The organism is Photobacterium ganghwense (assembly GCF_017329545.1).
GTDB lineage: Bacteria > Pseudomonadota > Gammaproteobacteria > Enterobacterales > Vibrionaceae > Photobacterium > Photobacterium ganghwense.
The window spans coordinates 1,924,512-1,940,066 of sequence record NZ_CP071326.1 but is presented as its reverse complement, the minus strand read 5'-3'; the positions used below and the strand labels follow the sequence as shown (position 1 = coordinate 1,940,066).

At 49.8% G+C, this 15,555-nt stretch carries 14 protein-coding genes; 9 read left to right on the top strand and 5 right to left on the bottom strand.

Going from position 1 to position 15,555, the window contains the following annotated elements:
• Complete coding sequence (locus FH974_RS24865) at positions 1-1,194, top strand: acetate/propionate family kinase (RefSeq protein WP_047884999.1); 1,194 nt, start codon at positions 1-3, stop codon at positions 1,192-1,194.
• Positions 1,195-1,283: 89 nt separating this feature from the next.
• On the opposite strand, the gene alr is transcribed toward FH974_RS24865, so the two are convergent.
• Entirely contained in the window at positions 1,284-2,363 is a 1,080-nt protein-coding gene (gene alr / locus FH974_RS24860; RefSeq protein ID WP_047885000.1) for an alanine racemase, read from the bottom strand.
• Positions 2,364-3,242: 879 nt separating this feature from the next.
• The gene (locus tag FH974_RS24855) at positions 3,243-4,001 is read right to left on the bottom strand and encodes a DeoR/GlpR family DNA-binding transcription regulator (protein WP_047885001.1); all 759 of its coding nucleotides are present in this window, start codon (positions 3,999-4,001) and stop codon (positions 3,243-3,245) included.
• Positions 4,002-4,176: 175 nt separating this feature from the next.
• Here FH974_RS24855 and ltnD point away from each other — a divergent pair, with 175 nt between their 5' ends.
• From ltnD to FH974_RS24825, 6 genes are read left to right on the top strand one after another with little or no spacing between them, the layout of a single operon-like run.
• Entirely contained in the window at positions 4,177-5,178 is a 1,002-nt protein-coding gene (ltnD, locus tag FH974_RS24850; RefSeq protein ID WP_340643636.1) for an L-threonate dehydrogenase, read from the top strand.
• 5 nt (positions 5,179-5,183) lie between these two features.
• Complete coding sequence (gene otnK, locus FH974_RS24845; RefSeq protein ID WP_207103923.1) at positions 5,184-6,443, top strand: 3-oxo-tetronate kinase; 1,260 nt, start codon at positions 5,184-5,186, stop codon at positions 6,441-6,443.
• Positions 6,436-7,068 (top strand): 3-oxo-tetronate 4-phosphate decarboxylase, encoded by a 633-nt coding sequence (otnC, locus tag FH974_RS24840; protein ID WP_047885004.1) that lies wholly within the window; start codon positions 6,436-6,438, stop codon positions 7,066-7,068. The genes otnK and otnC overlap by 8 nt, the downstream gene beginning before the upstream one ends.
• The gene (gene otnI, locus FH974_RS24835) at positions 7,068-7,844 is read left to right on the top strand and encodes a 2-oxo-tetronate isomerase (protein WP_047885005.1); all 777 of its coding nucleotides are present in this window, start codon (positions 7,068-7,070) and stop codon (positions 7,842-7,844) included. Before otnC ends, otnI begins: the two co-directional genes overlap by 1 nt.
• Before the next feature lie 39 nt (positions 7,845-7,883).
• On the top strand, positions 7,884-8,852 hold the full coding sequence (gene denD, locus FH974_RS24830) for a D-erythronate dehydrogenase (RefSeq protein ID WP_047885006.1): 969 nt from the start codon (positions 7,884-7,886) through the stop codon (positions 8,850-8,852).
• Positions 8,852-10,345, top strand: coding sequence for a GntP family permease (locus FH974_RS24825; protein WP_047885007.1), 1,494 nt, complete (start codon positions 8,852-8,854; stop codon positions 10,343-10,345). The genes denD and FH974_RS24825 overlap by 1 nt, the downstream gene beginning before the upstream one ends.
• 81 nt (positions 10,346-10,426) lie before the next feature.
• Here the strand turns inward: FH974_RS24825 and FH974_RS24820 are convergent, their stop codons facing one another.
• The 3 genes from FH974_RS24820 to FH974_RS24810 all read right to left on the bottom strand — a co-directional run bounded on the left by FH974_RS24820 (position 10,427) and on the right by FH974_RS24810 (position 13,340).
• The gene (locus FH974_RS24820; RefSeq protein ID WP_047885008.1) at positions 10,427-11,599 is read right to left on the bottom strand and encodes a PDDEXK-like family protein; all 1,173 of its coding nucleotides are present in this window, start codon (positions 11,597-11,599) and stop codon (positions 10,427-10,429) included.
• Positions 11,600-11,846: 247 nt separating this feature from the next.
• Entirely contained in the window at positions 11,847-12,596 is a 750-nt protein-coding gene (locus FH974_RS24815) for a class II aldolase/adducin family protein (RefSeq protein WP_047885009.1), read from the bottom strand.
• A gap of 117 nt (positions 12,597-12,713) precedes the next feature.
• Entirely contained in the window at positions 12,714-13,340 is a 627-nt protein-coding gene (locus FH974_RS24810; RefSeq protein ID WP_242551932.1) for an HD domain-containing protein, read from the bottom strand.
• Positions 13,341-13,444: 104 nt separating this feature from the next.
• On the opposite strand from FH974_RS24810, the gene FH974_RS24805 reads away from it, so the two are divergent.
• Positions 13,445-14,137 (top strand): Crp/Fnr family transcriptional regulator, encoded by a 693-nt coding sequence (locus FH974_RS24805; protein WP_047885011.1) that lies wholly within the window; start codon positions 13,445-13,447, stop codon positions 14,135-14,137.
• Positions 14,138-14,210: 73 nt separating this feature from the next.
• The gene (locus FH974_RS24800) at positions 14,211-15,092 is read left to right on the top strand and encodes a bile acid:sodium symporter family protein (protein ID WP_047885012.1); all 882 of its coding nucleotides are present in this window, start codon (positions 14,211-14,213) and stop codon (positions 15,090-15,092) included.
• Positions 15,093-15,555: the final 463 nt, after the last annotated feature.

The window sequence follows — 15,555 nt, the reverse complement described above, 5'->3', positions numbered from 1 at the left end:
ATGAGCAACTCTCTAGTACTTGTAATCAATTCTGGCAGTTCCTCACTGAAGTTTGCCCTTATCGACACGGTAAGTGGTGAAGCGACACTGAGCGGTCTGGGCGAATGTTTTGGCCTTCCTGAAGCGAACGTCAGCTGGAAGATCAACGGCGAGAAACAGGAATACAAACTGGCTGATACAGGTAATCACCACCAGTTGGCCGTTGACCGAATTGTGACCCTGCTGGAAGAGCTGGGCATGAAGCAAGATATCGTTGCGATTGGCCACCGTGTGGTTCACGGCGGCGAAAAATTCACTAAGACAGTTAAAATCGATGAGGCTGTGCTGCAGGAAATCGAAAACCTGAGTGATCTGGCGCCACTGCACAACCCTGCCCACGTGATTGGTATGCGCGCAGCGATTAAAGCGTTCCCGACGCTGTCACAGTACGCTGTGTTCGACACTGCTTTCCACCAGACAATGCCTGCGAAAGCTTACACCGGTGCTATCTCTCAGAAACTGTACAAAGAATACGGCATCCGTCGTTACGGTTTCCACGGTACCAGCCACTACTTTGTCAGCCGTGAAGCGGCGAAAATGCTGAACAAGTTAGTTGAAAACAGCAACTTCATTTCTGTTCACCTGGGTAACGGCGCATCTGTGTGTGCGGTGAAAGGCGGTCAAAGCGTTGACACCAGTATGGGTTTCACCCCGCTGGCTGGTCTGATGATGGGTACCCGCTGTGGTGACCTTGACCCAAGCATCATTGAGTTCCTGCTGAAAAAAGGCTGGAGCCAGGAAGAAGTCTTCAATGAGCTGAACAAGAACTCAGGTCTGTTGGGTGTTTCCGGCCTGACCAGTGACTGCCGCGGTATTGTTGAGGCGATGGAAAACGGCCACGAAGGGGCAACTCTGGCGTTTGAAATTTTCTGTTACCGTGTTGCTAAATATATCGGCTCATACATGGTTGCTCTGGACGAGCTGGATGCCATTATCTTCACTGCCGGTATTGGTGAGAACTCGCTGCCTGTACGAAGCCAGATCCTGGCTAATCTGAAGATCTTCGGTTACCGCGAAGACGAAGAAGCGAACGCTGCAGCGCGTTTCGGCAACCGCGGTATTATCAGCAAGCCAAACACGCCAGTTGCGATGGTTATCCCGACGAATGAAGAGTGGGTGATCGCGAAAGAAGCGATGGCGCTGCTGCACGCCTAAGTGCGTCGTGAAGGCCACAACAGTTAAAGTTACAACAAAAAAACCGCCAGCAATGCTGGCGGTTTTTTTATGGCAATAACAGAGTCGGTTTAGCCGATATACTTTTTGTGAACACGGCGGGTGATGCCGGTGAACAGGGTGTAAGGCACGGTATCGCAGTAAGGAGCGACTTCGGCAGCCAGCAGGTTGTCACCCCACAGCTCGACTTTCGCGCCCACGCGAGCATCGTCGATATGGGTCAGGTCTACCGTCAGCATGTCCATTGAGACACGGCCAATGATGCGGGTACGCTGGCCGTTGACCAGAACCGGCGTGCCGTCTTTGGCATGGCGCGGATAGCCATCGGCATAACCAATCGCCACGGTGCCGACTTTAGTCGGGCCATCACACACGAATCGGTGTCCATAACCCACACCATCACCCGGCCCCAGTTCGCGCACCGCAATCACTTCCGAAGTCAGTGTCATTACAGGTTGCAGTTGTTCGGCCATTGGCTGAGCAGCTTCAAATGGGCTTGATCCGTACAACATCAGACCCGGACGCTGGAATTCACGGCGGGTGGAGGTATGCTCCATGGTCGCGGCACTGTTGGCAATACTGACCGGCGCGTCAATGTCACGGGAGATCTCTTCAAAACAACTGATTTGCTGGGCGGTGATTGCACTGCCGAAAGCATCGGCGTCAGCAAAATGGCTCATCAGGACAATCTCGTTCACCTGCGGCAGGCTGCGTAATTTATCGTAGGCCAGACGGTAGTCCTGTGGGCTGACGCCCAGACGGTGCATGCCGCTGTCCATTTTCAGCCAGAAATTCACAGGCTGGTTCAGTTGACTGCGAGCAATGATGTCGATTTGCTCCAGGCTGTGAACGGCACACCAGAAGTTGTTGTCGCTGATGACGGGTAGTTCGTCTTCTGTGAAGAAACCCTCCAGCAGCAGAATAGGTTGTTTGATGCCGGCTTCACGCAGTTCAATGGCTTCTTCGATACAGGCGACCCCAAACGCATCGGCCTCGTTTTCCAGCGCGAAGGCCAGTTTCACTGCACCGTGGCCATAAGCGTCGGCTTTAACAATCGCAATAGCTTTTTGTTCTGGTGCGACTGATTTTGCCAGACGATAGTTGTGACGAAATGCATCTAAATTAATAGTGGCGGTGGCTGCTCTACCCATGTTCTTTCCTTGTGCGACTGACTACACTCAAGCGTTTACAGGAACGCCTTATGATTTTCATGTCTAGCTTTTATGTATTGTTACTGGATAAAAATTCACGGGTGGGCGATGGGAAAGGAGGGAAAAAGGTTCACTTTCCGACGGCTGACATCCGTGTTCACCTGACGATTTCCCGTTTGATGGGGAATATATCCATGAAGTAGTGTCCTGAAATTTCATGAAATACTGGTTGGTCTGTTTGCTGTTTGTCTTATTCTTTAATTTTTGTGCTATCAGGTTGAGCCAACTGACGCGGTTTATGAATGAAGACATCTTGACTGCAATGCTGCAGTGTTTTCGACCAACTCGATCTTACGTTTTTCAGGCACCCATTCACGTATTCTACGTTTTGGTGAATAGTTATTTTTGACATAGTCTATACGAAATTTTAAAGAATGGTACTTTGAATTTTTAACAAATGTTAATCGTTAATACCGTTTTTATTTCTTGATGTAGTTAAATGTTCGTTATTTTGTGAATAATTTGAAGTCTCATAATGTTTACAATGCTGCGGTTTTGATTTTTGCTTGGTGAAAATGCTGCGTCTGCTGAAATTTTTAGCATCTTCTAGTAAAGAAGGTCATTATGAGAAAAGGACAGCTCAGTTTTGCAGTATTGATAGAAAGGTCGGTGAAAGAAGGGGTGTTAACATCAGCCCAACATATGGTCCGCCTAAGGGGAAAAGAGAGGAGAAGCCTGCCGGGTGAGCGTGAAATGAAAAGATAAGAGATGTATTGGGTGGGGGGATGTATCGCAGAGCTGCCAAAGAGAATGGCAAGCCCTGCGCCGGGAAGCTTATGCTATCTATCTCGCCGTACAGCGCCTATACCGTACTTTTGCCTAAACCGTAATAACTTCCACGCCTCGCTCGGCAAAGTCCTGGATACAGCTTTGCGGGAAGAATTTGTCGGTGATTACTTTGTCGAAGCCGCTGATATCGACAGCATGGAAGGTCGCTACCCGACCATACTTCGACGAGTCGGTAACCAGATAGTTATTCTGTGCTGCCGCGACAATAGCCTTTTTGACCAGTACTTTATCTTCGCTTGGGGTAGAGATCCCTCGCAGGTTCCAGGATGACGTGGACACAAACGCCTGATCAATATTCATCTCACGCAGCAGGTTTGCCGCCTTTTCGCCGACGCAGGACTGATTGTGCCGGTCGACTTTTCCGCCCGTGTGGTAAAGCACACATTCCGAATTCGCCATCAGGTACGCCGCAATCGCAAAGTCATTGGTGATGATGGTTAAATCTGCTCGCTGAGTCAGCTGATGAGCGATTTCAAGGGTGGTGGTTCCGGCATCTAAATAGATGGTGGAGTGCGGGCGAATCAACTCTGCAGCGTGCAAACCAATCTTTACCTTCTCTTCCCGCTGCTGAGTGATCTTATCGTCATGCGGCAATTCAAGATGGATGGACTCGGTCAGCTGGACCCCGCCGGATACCGACATGACCCGGCCGTCAGCTTCCAGTTTGGCAATATCACGGCGGATGGTCATGTGTGACACATCCAGCTGCTGGGTCAGCTCATTGATACTGATGACTTGCTGGTTACTCAATAACGCCAAAATGGCTCGTTGACGCTCGGCAGGAATCATATTTCTCACTCATCTTTATTTATCAAACCCGAAAAAATCATAACACGATATCACGCAGTGATGTGAATATTTGTTAAGTGAAAGTGTGATGGTGTCAGTAACCTATTGTTATTGCATTTTTTAACATTCGTGTCGTTCTTTTTTTCACACACATTCACAAATAACAAATCACTCAATGTTAATTTTTGTGATGAGTATTGCAGTAATGTTTCGATTAGCAGCTAGAATCACAAACATGAACATTAATTCACAAAATATAACAACCAATGAGGGTAGTTCGATGAGCAAAATGCAATCGGTCGCGGTGATTGGACTCGGTTCGATGGGCATGGGGGTGGCGAAATCCTGCCTGCGTGCCGACTTTGACGTGTATGGCGTTGATGTGAATCCCGCCGCGTTAGAAGAGTTGGCGTCTTGTGGTGCCAAAGCGACTTCAACCAGTGCTGTTGCTTTTGCTCAGGAACTGGATGCGGTTGTCGTGCTGGTGGTCAATGCCCAACAAGTGCGTACCGTCCTTTTTGATTCTGGCCTGGTTGCGGCATTAAAGCCTCAGACCCCGGTGATGGTGTGCGCCACGATTTCTGCGGAAGATGCCAAAGCGATTGCGGCTGATCTGGCGACTTACTCATTGCCGATGCTGGATGCGCCAATTTCCGGCGGCGCTGTTAAAGCGGCGGCGGGTGAGCTGACCGTTATGGCGTCTGGTTCGCAAGCTGTCTTTGCCCAGTTGGAGCCGGTGCTATCGGCGGTAGCCAGTCAGGTCTATACCGTTGGGGAAGAGATCGGCATGGGGTCTACGGTAAAGATCATTCACCAACTGCTGGCCGGCGTTCACATTGCAGCGGGAGCGGAAGCCATGGCAATGGCGGCGCGCGCCAATATCCCGTTGGATTTGATGTACGACGTAGTAACCCATGCTGCCGGCAATTCATGGATGTTTGAAAACCGAATGAAGCATGTGGTGGACGGTGATTACAGCCCGAAATCCATGGTGGATATTTTTGTGAAGGATCTGGGGCTGGTGGCCGACACTGCCAAATCACTCCACTTCCCGCTGCCTCTGGCCAGTACGGCTCTCAACATGTTTACCACTGCCAGCAATGCCGGTTATGGGAAAGAAGATGACAGTGCCGTCATCAAAATTTTCCCGGGCATTACGCTGCCGAACAAGGAGTAAGGACGATGTTATTAGGTGTTATCGCCGATGACTTCACCGGTGCGACGGATATCGCTGGGTTTCTGGTCGCCAACGGGATGAAAACCATTCAGCTAAACGGCGTCCCGCAGGAAGCCGTGCCAGTAGAAGCGGATGCGGTTGTGATCAGCCTGAAAAGCCGCTCTTGCCCAGTCGATGAGGCTGTGGCGCAGTCGGTCAGCGCGCTGAAGTGGTTACAGGCTAAGGGTTGCCAGCAATTCTATTTTAAATATTGCTCGACGTTCGACAGTACACCGGAAGGCAACATCGGTCCGGTGACAGATGCGCTGCTGGACGCGCTGGACGAGGCTTTTACCATTATCTGTCCATCATTGCCGGTCAACGGCCGTACCGTGTACCAGGGGCATCTGTTTGTGCAGGGCGATCTGCTCAGTGAATCTGGGATGCGAAATCATCCGGTTACGCCAATGAAAGATGCCAACCTGATGCGCCTGATGGATGCCCAGGCAACCGGAAAAACCGGTCTGGTGAGCTACCGGGAAATTGAGCTGGGGGCTGACAATGTCGCGGCGCGTTTTGCGGAACTCAAACAGCAGGGCTGTCGCTATGCCGTGGTCGACACGCTTAACGATCAACATCTGGCTGCGATTGGTGAGGCTTGCCGCCATCTGACACTGATCACCGGCGGCTCCGGACTGGCTGCCGGGATTGCGCAAAACTGGTCTGAGTCCCTGTCCGATCAGTCTGACGCGATGCAAGCTGGCCAGCCGGTTTCTGGCCACACCGTGATTTTATCCGGCTCCTGCTCGGTCATGACGAACCGTCAAGTAGCGGCCTACCAGCCGCAAGCACCGCACTTTGCGCTGGATGTGAAACGGTGCCTGAGTGAATCCAACTATGTTGACGTTGTGTTTGACTGGGTGGCCTCTCATCTGGGCGGCAAGCTGGTGCCGATGGTGTACGCCACCGCTGAGCCGGAAATGCTCCATGCAATTCAGGCGGAATTTGGTGCGCAGGCATCCAGTCAGGCGGTTGAACAGTTTTTCCATCAGCTGGTTCAGCGTTTGCAACAGCACGGCGTGACCAACTTTATTGTCGCAGGTGGTGAAACCTCCGGCGTGGTGACGCAAAGCCTGAAGGTAAAAGGTTTCCACATCGGACCGCAAATTGCACCGGGTGTACCGTGGGTTAAAGCCATCGACCAGCCACTTTCGCTGGCGTTGAAATCCGGCAACTTTGGTGACGAACAGTTCTTTACGACAGCACAAGGGTATATCCATGACTGAGCAACAATTAAGAGAGCAGATGGTGAGCCTGGCGCGTTCCATGTTTGAACGGGGTTATGCCACTGGCGGCGCGGGAAACCTCTCGCTGAAACTGCCTGACGGTCACTTTCTGGCAACACCAACGGGTTCGTCGTTTGGTCGTCTGGACGCTGAGAGATTGTCGGTGGTAGACATCGACGGTCAGCATCTCTCCGGTGACAAGCCGTCGAAAGAAGTCGCGTTCCATCTGGCGATTTATCGTAATAACCCGGCGTGCAATGCCATCGTCCACTTGCACTCAACTTATCTGACCGCGTTGTCGTGTCTGGAAGGTCTGGATCCGGACAATGCGATTCGTCCTTTTACACCGTACTACGTGATGCGGGTTGGACAACTGCCGGTGATCCCGTACCTGCGTCCGGGCGACCCACAGATTGCCACTGAGCTGGCAAACCGCGCGGCGGATTACCGGGCGTTTCTGCTGGCCAATCATGGCCCGGTGGTAACCGGCACGGATTTGTGTGACGCCGTGGATAACGCCGAGGAATTGGAAGAAACCGCCAAGCTGGCGCTGATGCTTGACGGCAAGGCAATCCGTTATCTGACTGACGGTGAAGTAATTGACCTGAAAGGGAGAGGGAAATAATGGCCCGTTTTGCTGCAAATCTTACCATGCTGTTCACCGAGCAGCCGTTTCTGGAGCGCTTTGCGCTGGCCCGTGAGGCTGGGTTTAAGGCGGTGGAATTTCTGTTTCCGTACGCATTCGAAGCCGATGAATTGGCTGCACTGTTACAGGAAAATCAGCTGGAACAAGCGTTGTTTAACATGCCGCCGGGCAACTGGGACAGCGGTGAACGAGGCATGGCCGCTTTGCCGGGGCGTGAAGCAGAATTTCGTGACAGTGTGGACACCGCACTGCATTACGCCAGGGTGTTAGGGTGCCCGAAAGTGCATGCCATGGCCGGGATCATTGATCCTCGCTACAGCGACGAGCAGCACCTAGAAACGTTTGTCGCCAATATTCGCTACGCCGCCGACCAGTTCGCGCAGCATGGCATTACGCTGCTGATTGAGCCGTTAAATAGCCGGGACGTACCGAACTATTTCATTGCCCATCAGCGGGATGCGGCGAAGATTATCGAGCGTATAGATCGCCCGAACGTGAAACTGCAGTTTGACGTGTATCACGCCCAGATCATGGACGGTGATCTGACGACCATGCTCGGGGATCTGGCGCAGACCATTGGTCACGTCCAAATTGCTTCTGTACCGGCTCGTCATGAACCGTCAGAGGGCGAAGTGAATTACCCCCATATTTTTGCCGCGCTGGATCAGGCGGGCTACAGCGGCTGGATTGGCTGCGAATACAACCCGAAAACAGGCACAAAAGAAGGCCTGAACTGGGTAACACCGTACCTGTAACAGGAAGTACAAATTAGATATCACGACAAGGACAATCCTATGAACATCGTAATTACTGGTGGCGCCGGGTTTTTAGGCGCCATGCTGACCCGTACCCTACTTAACCGCTACCCTGATATTGCCTCACTGAAAGTGGTGGATCGGGTGCCACTACCGGAAACGGCGATCACTGACGCGCGCATTTCTTCTGTGGTTGCAGATATCACCAATGCGGCTGATGTCGACATGATTGTCGACCAGGAAACCACCCATGTTTTCCACCTTGCGGCCATTGTGTCGAGCCACGCGGAAGAAGATTTCGACCTGGGGGTTAAGGTTAATCTGGTCGCTACTCAACTGTTGCTGGAAAAATGCCGTCAGGTCAATCCGGCCATCCGCTTTGTGTTCTCCAGTTCGCTGGCGGTCTTCGGTGGCGAGCTACCGGCGGTGATTGAACCGATGACGGCCACTCAGCCAAGTTCCTCCTATGGCACCCAGAAAGCCATGTGTGAGCTGCTGGTAAACGACTACGGCCGTCGCGGTCTGGTCGATGCCATCACCGTGCGCCTGCCGACTATCTGTATCCGTCCGGGCACGCCAAACAAAGCCGCGTCCTCGTTTGTCAGCGGGATCATCCGCGAGCCGCTTAAAGGCGAGCGTTCCAACTGCCCGGTTGCACAGGATCTGCCGCTGTGGATCTCCAGTCCTGAAACGGTGATTGACAACATTATTCACGCCAGCCAGTTATCGGCGGATGCCATTCAGGGCTTCCGTACCTTTAACCTGCCAGGGATTCAGGTTACCCCGGCCACTATGCTGGCGGCGATGGCCGAAGCCGTCAATCCTGCGCGGGTCGAGCTGGTCAGCAATGAGCCGGATCCGGCGATTGAACGCATTGTGGCGAGCTGGCCGCAAGCGTTCAACAATGAAAAAGAACGGGCGCTGGGCTTTAAGGCCGATCGTGATTTTCAATCGGTGTTGGCTGCGTACCTGAGTCAGTATCCGGTCTCGGAAGAGGAGGCGGTGTAATGTTACCTATTTCAGTTATCGGTTTGATTATTGCTGTATTTGTTCTGATTTTTCTGGTTCTGCGTACCCGTGTCCACGTCCTGATTGCCATGTTGGCGGCAGCTTGTATCGCCGGTTTGATTGGCGGCCTGAGTGTTGACGATACCATGGCCGCAATCAGCAAAGGCTTTGGCGGCACACTGGGCGGTATCGGGATTGTCATCGGCCTTGGGGTTATGATGGGCGCCATTCTGGAAACGTCCGGCGCCGGCGAATCTATCGCCTACCATTTCATCAAGTGGCTGGGGAAAAAGCGTGAGGAAATGGCGCTGGCCATTACCGGTTACATTGTCAGTATCCCTGTGTTTGTCGACAGCGCACTCATTATTCTGTACCCGATTGCTAAGTCGCTGGCGAAAACGTCACAGCGTTCTATTCTGACGCTGACGGTGGCACTGGCCGGTGGTCTGGTCGTGGCGCACCACTGTATTCCGCCGACACCGGGACCGCTGGGTGTGGCCAGCATTTTCGGGGTTGATATCGCCTCTATGCTGGGTCTGGGTCTGTTGATTGCTCTGCCATGTATCTACGGCATCGTTATGTACGCTCGCTGGCTGGAGAACCACTTCCCTGAGTACATGGCACCACCAACGCTGGCACACGAATCCGGTGATCTGAAGAAAGTTCATGACGACTACATGGCGTCGAAGGCGTCGAAAACCCTGCCGTCATTGACCAAGTCTATTATGCCGATTGTGGTACCGATTCTGCTGATTCTGGTGAAATCGCTGATGTCTCTGGCTGAAAAACAGCTGGGTATGGAAGGGCTGTCGGTCAGTGCCTTGGGCGCGACCATTAACTTCCTGGGTCACCCGGTAATTGCTCTGTCAATCAGTACACTACTGGCGGTTTACACCCTGACACCGTACCTGGACAAAGCAACGACGACACACAAGCTGGAAGAAGGGATCTCAACTTCAGGGATTATCCTGCTGGTGACCGGTGCCGGTGGTGCGCTGGGGAGTGTGCTGCGTGAGTCAGGTGCCGGGGCTGAAATTGCCAACCAGATTGCTGCGCTGTCAATTTCACCTATCATGATTCCGTTTATTATCGCCACTCTGGTTCGTGTTATTCAGGGCAGCGGTACGGTTTCTATGATTACTGCGGCATCCATTTCTGCACCTGTACTGGCTGAAATGGAAGGAATCAACATGCTGTTTGCTGCCTCTGCGGCAACCATGGGCAGCCTGTTTGCCGGTTACTTCAATGACAGCTTGTTCCACATCGTGAACCGTCTGATGGGCGTAACCGAAGTACGTAAGCAACTGGTGATCTGGACGGTTCCAACGACAATTGCCTGGGCAATTGGCGGTGCGCTGGTGATGATTCTGAACCTGCTGTTTGGCACTCACGGTAGCTGGTTTGACCCTGTTGTTCCTCTGCTGGTACTGGCTGGCTGCATTTACTTCGTAAAGTCGCAAAGTAAGCCGATGGTGCAAAATATTGCTTCATAATAATTGAAGCAAGAAAGACTGTGTATCGATTAAAAAAGCCTCAACCGAAGACTGGTGGAGGCTTTTTTGTTTTAAATTAGTTTACTTAGACAAAGTAGTGGCAATATCTTTAAGCATGTTAACGATATTATCAGCGAAAATCTGGCGATTTTTTTCTTTTGATAAATACTTTAGGTCTTCAGGTGTTAAATTTTTGAAGTTAATTTGTGGTTCCGCGTATAATCCAATTGGCATTGAACCCCAACGATATGCATTTTTAAAGTATTTTGTTTTGTTTTCTATATCAATATATTCTTGAGATTTATTTCCTTTATCGCAATAAACACCAAAGTAAATATGGTTTTCTTGCTCTACATGTAGATATATATTGTCATACCCAGTTATTTCTGAACTAATAGATAGGTATTTTGAATTTCTTTTATTTTCAACATACTTTTTTACTTGTTCGCGTGGGTTGTCGTGCTTTGTAACAGAGTCTGAATGAATTTCACCAAACTCCTCTTCAATACCTAGAGCAATCTTATTCCATAAATCTAATTGTAAGTCAGTGATTACTTCATTGTAAGCATCAAACAATACAGGTAGACTTGAAAGATTGTTGTCAATGAGTAATAGTTCCTTTAAATCATCCATGTGATCTTGATCCTCAACCTTGTTAGTAAGTTTATTAATGATATCTAAATATTGAATGCAAGCTTCTCTTAGTGGTGCATTTCGTGCTGATATTTCTATACATTTTGAAATCCAGCTATAAATATCACTTTCATAACTTGCTAAAATTAAATCATTATCTTTCACTTTATGAGGAAGTTCCTCAATACTTTGTTCTTCTGGGCTGTAGCCTGTGAGTGTTAAATAAATCAACTTAATATCTTGATAACCTTCATCTACCATCTTTTTGTAGTAGTTTGAAAGTTGTTTTTCTTGATCTGTAGCGTAAATTTTATTTTCAATGACAATGGCTGTTTTACCATTTCTAATCAATATATCAATGTTTTGATATTCTCTATCAACCATTATGTTTTCATTGAAATCAAAATCAATATAATCTGAAAACTGTTTTAAAAATTGTTTAATGAATTTTTCTTTAAAATTGTGGTCTCCAAGAGGGTCTAGGAGGTCAGAAATAAATTTCGAATGTAATCTGACTTCATCTGATTCAGAGCGAAGGACTCTAAATAGATTATAATCTGGTTTTTTTGTATACTTTTCATTTAATAAATGGAGGTATCTGAAAAATTGCTTGTTAAGCATGTTTTAATTCCCATTTCAAAACTTAGCGAATCGTTTTTTAATTCAATAAAAACATTGTATGCATTTTGTGGTGTATGGAAAAGTGATTTAATTTGTGGTGATGAGTGAGTCACAGAATAGATGGACAGGAAAACGAGGAATGTTATATGAAGAATGGTGAAGGTTCAAAGGCTAGATAGCGTTCGTTTTCTATCTAACCTTTTTCAGATGCTAGAGAGTTAGTGTGAGCTCCCTAGTATAAATCTATTCATTCTTTATAACTCGGATCCAGGCGATCCAGTTTACGCATCAGTGCCGGCCAGATGAATTCACCGTCGAGCCCCTGTACTTTCAGGGCTTCGGTAATGGAGCTGACGACTGTCGGCTCAATATGAATGAGTTCGTTTCCGCCGGACTGGGCGGCCAGCTGTATCTGACAGGTGGTTTCGAAGGCATACATCGCCAGGAAGGCATCGGCGATGGTGTTGCCCACCGTCAATAAACCGTGGTTGCGCAGCATAAAGAAAGTGGCATCTCCCAGGTCACGTTGCAGGCGCGGTTTTTCATCTTCCCGAACGGCGACTCCTTCATAGTCATGGTAGGCCAGTGACGACAAAACAAAGGTAGACTGCTGGCTGATCGGCAAAATGCCGTCTTTCTGAGCACTCACGGCGACGCCGGCTTTAGTGTGGGTATGCAGCACACAACCAACGTCGTGGCGGGCATCGTGAATACAGCTGTGGATGGTAAACCCGGCTGGATTGACCGGATGAGGACTGTCGCTGAGCTTGCGGCACTGCTGATCCACTTTGATGAGGTTGGAGGCGGTGATTTCATCAAACATCAACCCATACGGATTGATCAAAAAGTGGTGCTCTGGCCCTGGAATGCGGGCACTGATATGGGTGAATACCAAATCGGTCCAGCCGAACAGGGCGACCAGACGGTAACAGGCGGCCAGTTCGACCCGTAGTTTCCATTCTTCTTCAGAGACCTGATGTTTCAACGAATTGCTCATACTCACCTCCTGTGGGCGATGTTCCATATGATGTTTTATACGATGTGGTGTAGCCCCAAATGGGCACTGTCCACTAAGTCTGATTGTACTGTCACTTGCTGGTGGGCTAGGTAAGGCTTAGTTCTGAACGGCGTCCACCGTAGCCCGATGCATTTTTTCCTGCGCCGGCTTATAGAGCGAGCGCACCGGTTTGGCAAACACCTTACGAATCATAGGTTCAAAAAAGGTAAGAGGCAGGGTGTCACCTTTCGGGTCGAAGGCCGGGGAGTCGTATTTGGTCACAAACTCCAGGGTGCGTTCAAAATAGGGATGATCCTGATAAGCATCTCGCATATGCCTGTCCATATTCAGGTAATGGAAGAAGTAGTACCCCTGGAAAATGGCGTGATGCTTAATCATCCAGTGATTTTCTTCACTGACAAATGGTTCGATCAGAACCGCTGCCACGTCGGCATGGTTGTATGAGCCCAGTGTATCGCCGATATCATGAAGCAGCGCACACACCACGTATTCTTCATCCTTACCGTCGCGATAGGCGAACGTGGCGGTTTGCAGACAGTGAGTCAGTCGATCAACCGGAAACCCGCCGAAATCGCCACTCAGTAAATTCAGGTGAGTCATGATTCTGTCCGGTAACTCGGCGGCGAACTCGCCAAATTCTTTCGCAATAATTTGCCAGTCTTCAGCCGTGCCGTTCGCCATGTCGGTAAAAGCGGCTTTTGGGGAATCATAAAGTGCCATCATCTTTTTCCTTTTGTTAACGATTTGTTTAATGAGAGCACAGAAAAGCCCGGCAAAATGTTAAATCATTGACATTGTACTGAGTAATTATGACGTAGGCTGAGTCCATGATAGATGTTAACAAGGTGTTACAAGAGTGTCCGATACTGTCCGGATTGCCGGAGCAAGGGATTGCTGAAGCCGTTGCCATCGCAAAAGTGCGGCATTTTGAAGAGAAAGCGCTGATTTATGACAAAGGTGATCGGCATTCTGCGTTATCGGTGATTGCTGAAGGTGCGGTACGGATTAATTCTGTCAGCGCAACCGGACAGGAAGCCACGTTGATGATTTTTGAGGCTGGCACCTGGTTTGGCGATAACGTGTTTTCGCCGGGTATGGCAAGAGTCTACGGAGCAACGGCACACAGTAACGTCACCCTGATTGAATTGCTGGGTGATAAGTTCCGCCAGTTGTTAAGCAAATACCCTGAAAATTACGCCGTCGCACTGGATCTGCTGAGTCGGCGTTTATGGTCGGCGATCTCGGTGATTGAAGATGATGCGCTCCGAGGTATGGAGGCGCGTATTGGCCGTCGATTGTTGTTGTTGGCGGAATATCAGCGCGGCCAGTCTCTGGGCGATCTGCCATTCAGTGTGCGGGTGACCCGTGAACATATTGCCAACATGATGGGGATGACCCGGCAGGGCGTGCATAAAGTGCTGAAGCAGTTTGAACAGGCAGGCTTACTGAAACTGGAATACGGTCGGGTCACCGTGCTGAACCCTGAAGTGATGGACCACTACGTACGAAAACTGGAATAGTTCAGTGAACCAGCCCCTGAGGCTGCTTTGCTGAAAGCATCGATGTGTGATTATTGAAGCAAGGAGGCTCAGAATGGAATCAACCCCACTTATATCCATCGGATTACCGGTATCGCTGTTTATTATCATGACCGGTATCGGCATGACACTCACCAGTGCTGACTTCCGCCGGATTGCCCTGCAACCACGAGGTCTGGTCATCGGAACATTCGCCCAGATCGTGATTATGCCTATCCTGGCATTCGGGCTGGCCTGGGGGTTGAATTTATCCCCGGCGATGGCTGTCGGGCTGGTCGTCATTGCGGCCTGTCCGGGAGGAACAACGTCAAACCTGTTTGTTTTGCTGGCTCGCGGTAATGTGGCACTGTCAATCTTACTGACCGTTTCCGCCAGTCTGCTGACGATTCTGTCACTGCCGGTAGTGACCGGCTATGCCCTGGAGCTGTTCAGTGGCACGGCGATGACCTTCACTTTACCGGTCGGTAAAACGGTCGCCATGATGGCTGGGGTGGTGCTGCTGCCTGTCATGATCGGTATGGCGATTCGTTACCACTGGTCTGCTTGGGCGCTACGGGCTGAAAGCTGGGTCAATAAGTTAGGCGCACTGACCCTGTTTTTGCTGGTGATCAATATTGTTCTGAATATTGGCGCACAATTACCGGCGCTGTTGGTTCAGGCTGGCCCGGCGGCGCTTCTTCTCAACGGGTTAGGTGTCTGTGCCGGGGTTATATCCGGAAGGCTGGCCAGACTCCCGACATCGGACTCGCTGGCTTTAGGGGTTGAGTTGGGAGTGAAAAACAGCACTCTGGCGTTGATGGTTACACTGACGTTACTGGGTTCCAGTGAAATGTCATTGCCGATTGTGGTGTATAGCCTGAGTATGTTCCTGCTGGGCGCGTTGCTGGTGGTCGGTGGCCGACAAGTGCAGAGGTCATCTCTGGCAAGCAAAGCGTGAAGTGTATCCTGTGGCTTGGAAACCTTTGTTACTGGGGTTCTGAGGGATGTGAGAGTCAAAATTGTTGAATACCATCCAATAAACTAAAAAATAATTGATTTTTTGTGTTTGTAGTTGAGTGTGGCAGCAGTAGGTTGCCTTGTTTATTGGTTTGAGGTGATGGTTTATCAAGGCACCATTCAACTTTTTCTGTAAGTCTTGTTTTGCTGCACGACTATACGTATTGCCGACTGTCTGGCAAGGATGGTGTTTTTTGATCATTATTACGGGTTTTTGTATGAATTTTCATCTGTTTTCTGGGGCGAGGATGGGGCATGCGATGGTTTAGCTATGTATCCCGCCCCAGTTACCTATTCTCACATGGTAAGGTGAAATTCAAAAAATCAGTTAATGATTAAAATAATTTTTGCATTAATAAAATTATGTGATAAATTGGCTCCAGATTTGAGACATTCAAATCGAA

Bases quoted from the DNA above. Each gene is read 5' to 3' on its own strand.
- alr (WP_047885000.1), bottom strand. From the start codon at position 2,363: ATGGGTAGAGCAGCCACCGCCACTATTAATTTAGATGCATTTCGTCAC.
- FH974_RS24815 (WP_047885009.1), bottom strand. From the start codon at position 12,596: ATGAGCAATTCGTTGAAACATCAGGTCTCTGAAGAAGAATGGAAACTA.
- otnI (WP_047885005.1), top strand. From the start codon at position 7,068: ATGGCCCGTTTTGCTGCAAATCTTACCATGCTGTTCACCGAGCAGCCG.
- FH974_RS24825 (WP_047885007.1), top strand. From the start codon at position 8,852: ATGTTACCTATTTCAGTTATCGGTTTGATTATTGCTGTATTTGTTCTG.
- FH974_RS24855 (WP_047885001.1), bottom strand. From the start codon at position 4,001: ATGATTCCTGCCGAGCGTCAACGAGCCATTTTGGCGTTATTGAGTAAC.
- otnC (WP_047885004.1), top strand. From the start codon at position 6,436: ATGACTGAGCAACAATTAAGAGAGCAGATGGTGAGCCTGGCGCGTTCC.
- FH974_RS24805 (WP_047885011.1), top strand. From the start codon at position 13,445: ATGATAGATGTTAACAAGGTGTTACAAGAGTGTCCGATACTGTCCGGA.
- FH974_RS24810 (WP_242551932.1), bottom strand. From the start codon at position 13,340: ATGATGGCACTTTATGATTCCCCAAAAGCCGCTTTTACCGACATGGCG.
- FH974_RS24865 (WP_047884999.1), top strand. From the start codon at position 1: ATGAGCAACTCTCTAGTACTTGTAATCAATTCTGGCAGTTCCTCACTG.
- otnK (WP_207103923.1), top strand. From the start codon at position 5,184: ATGTTATTAGGTGTTATCGCCGATGACTTCACCGGTGCGACGGATATC.
- FH974_RS24820 (WP_047885008.1), bottom strand. From the start codon at position 11,599: ATGCTTAACAAGCAATTTTTCAGATACCTCCATTTATTAAATGAAAAG.
- ltnD (WP_340643636.1), top strand. From the start codon at position 4,177: ATGTTAATTTTTGTGATGAGTATTGCAGTAATGTTTCGATTAGCAGCT.
- denD (WP_047885006.1), top strand. From the start codon at position 7,884: ATGAACATCGTAATTACTGGTGGCGCCGGGTTTTTAGGCGCCATGCTG.
- FH974_RS24800 (WP_047885012.1), top strand. From the start codon at position 14,211: ATGGAATCAACCCCACTTATATCCATCGGATTACCGGTATCGCTGTTT.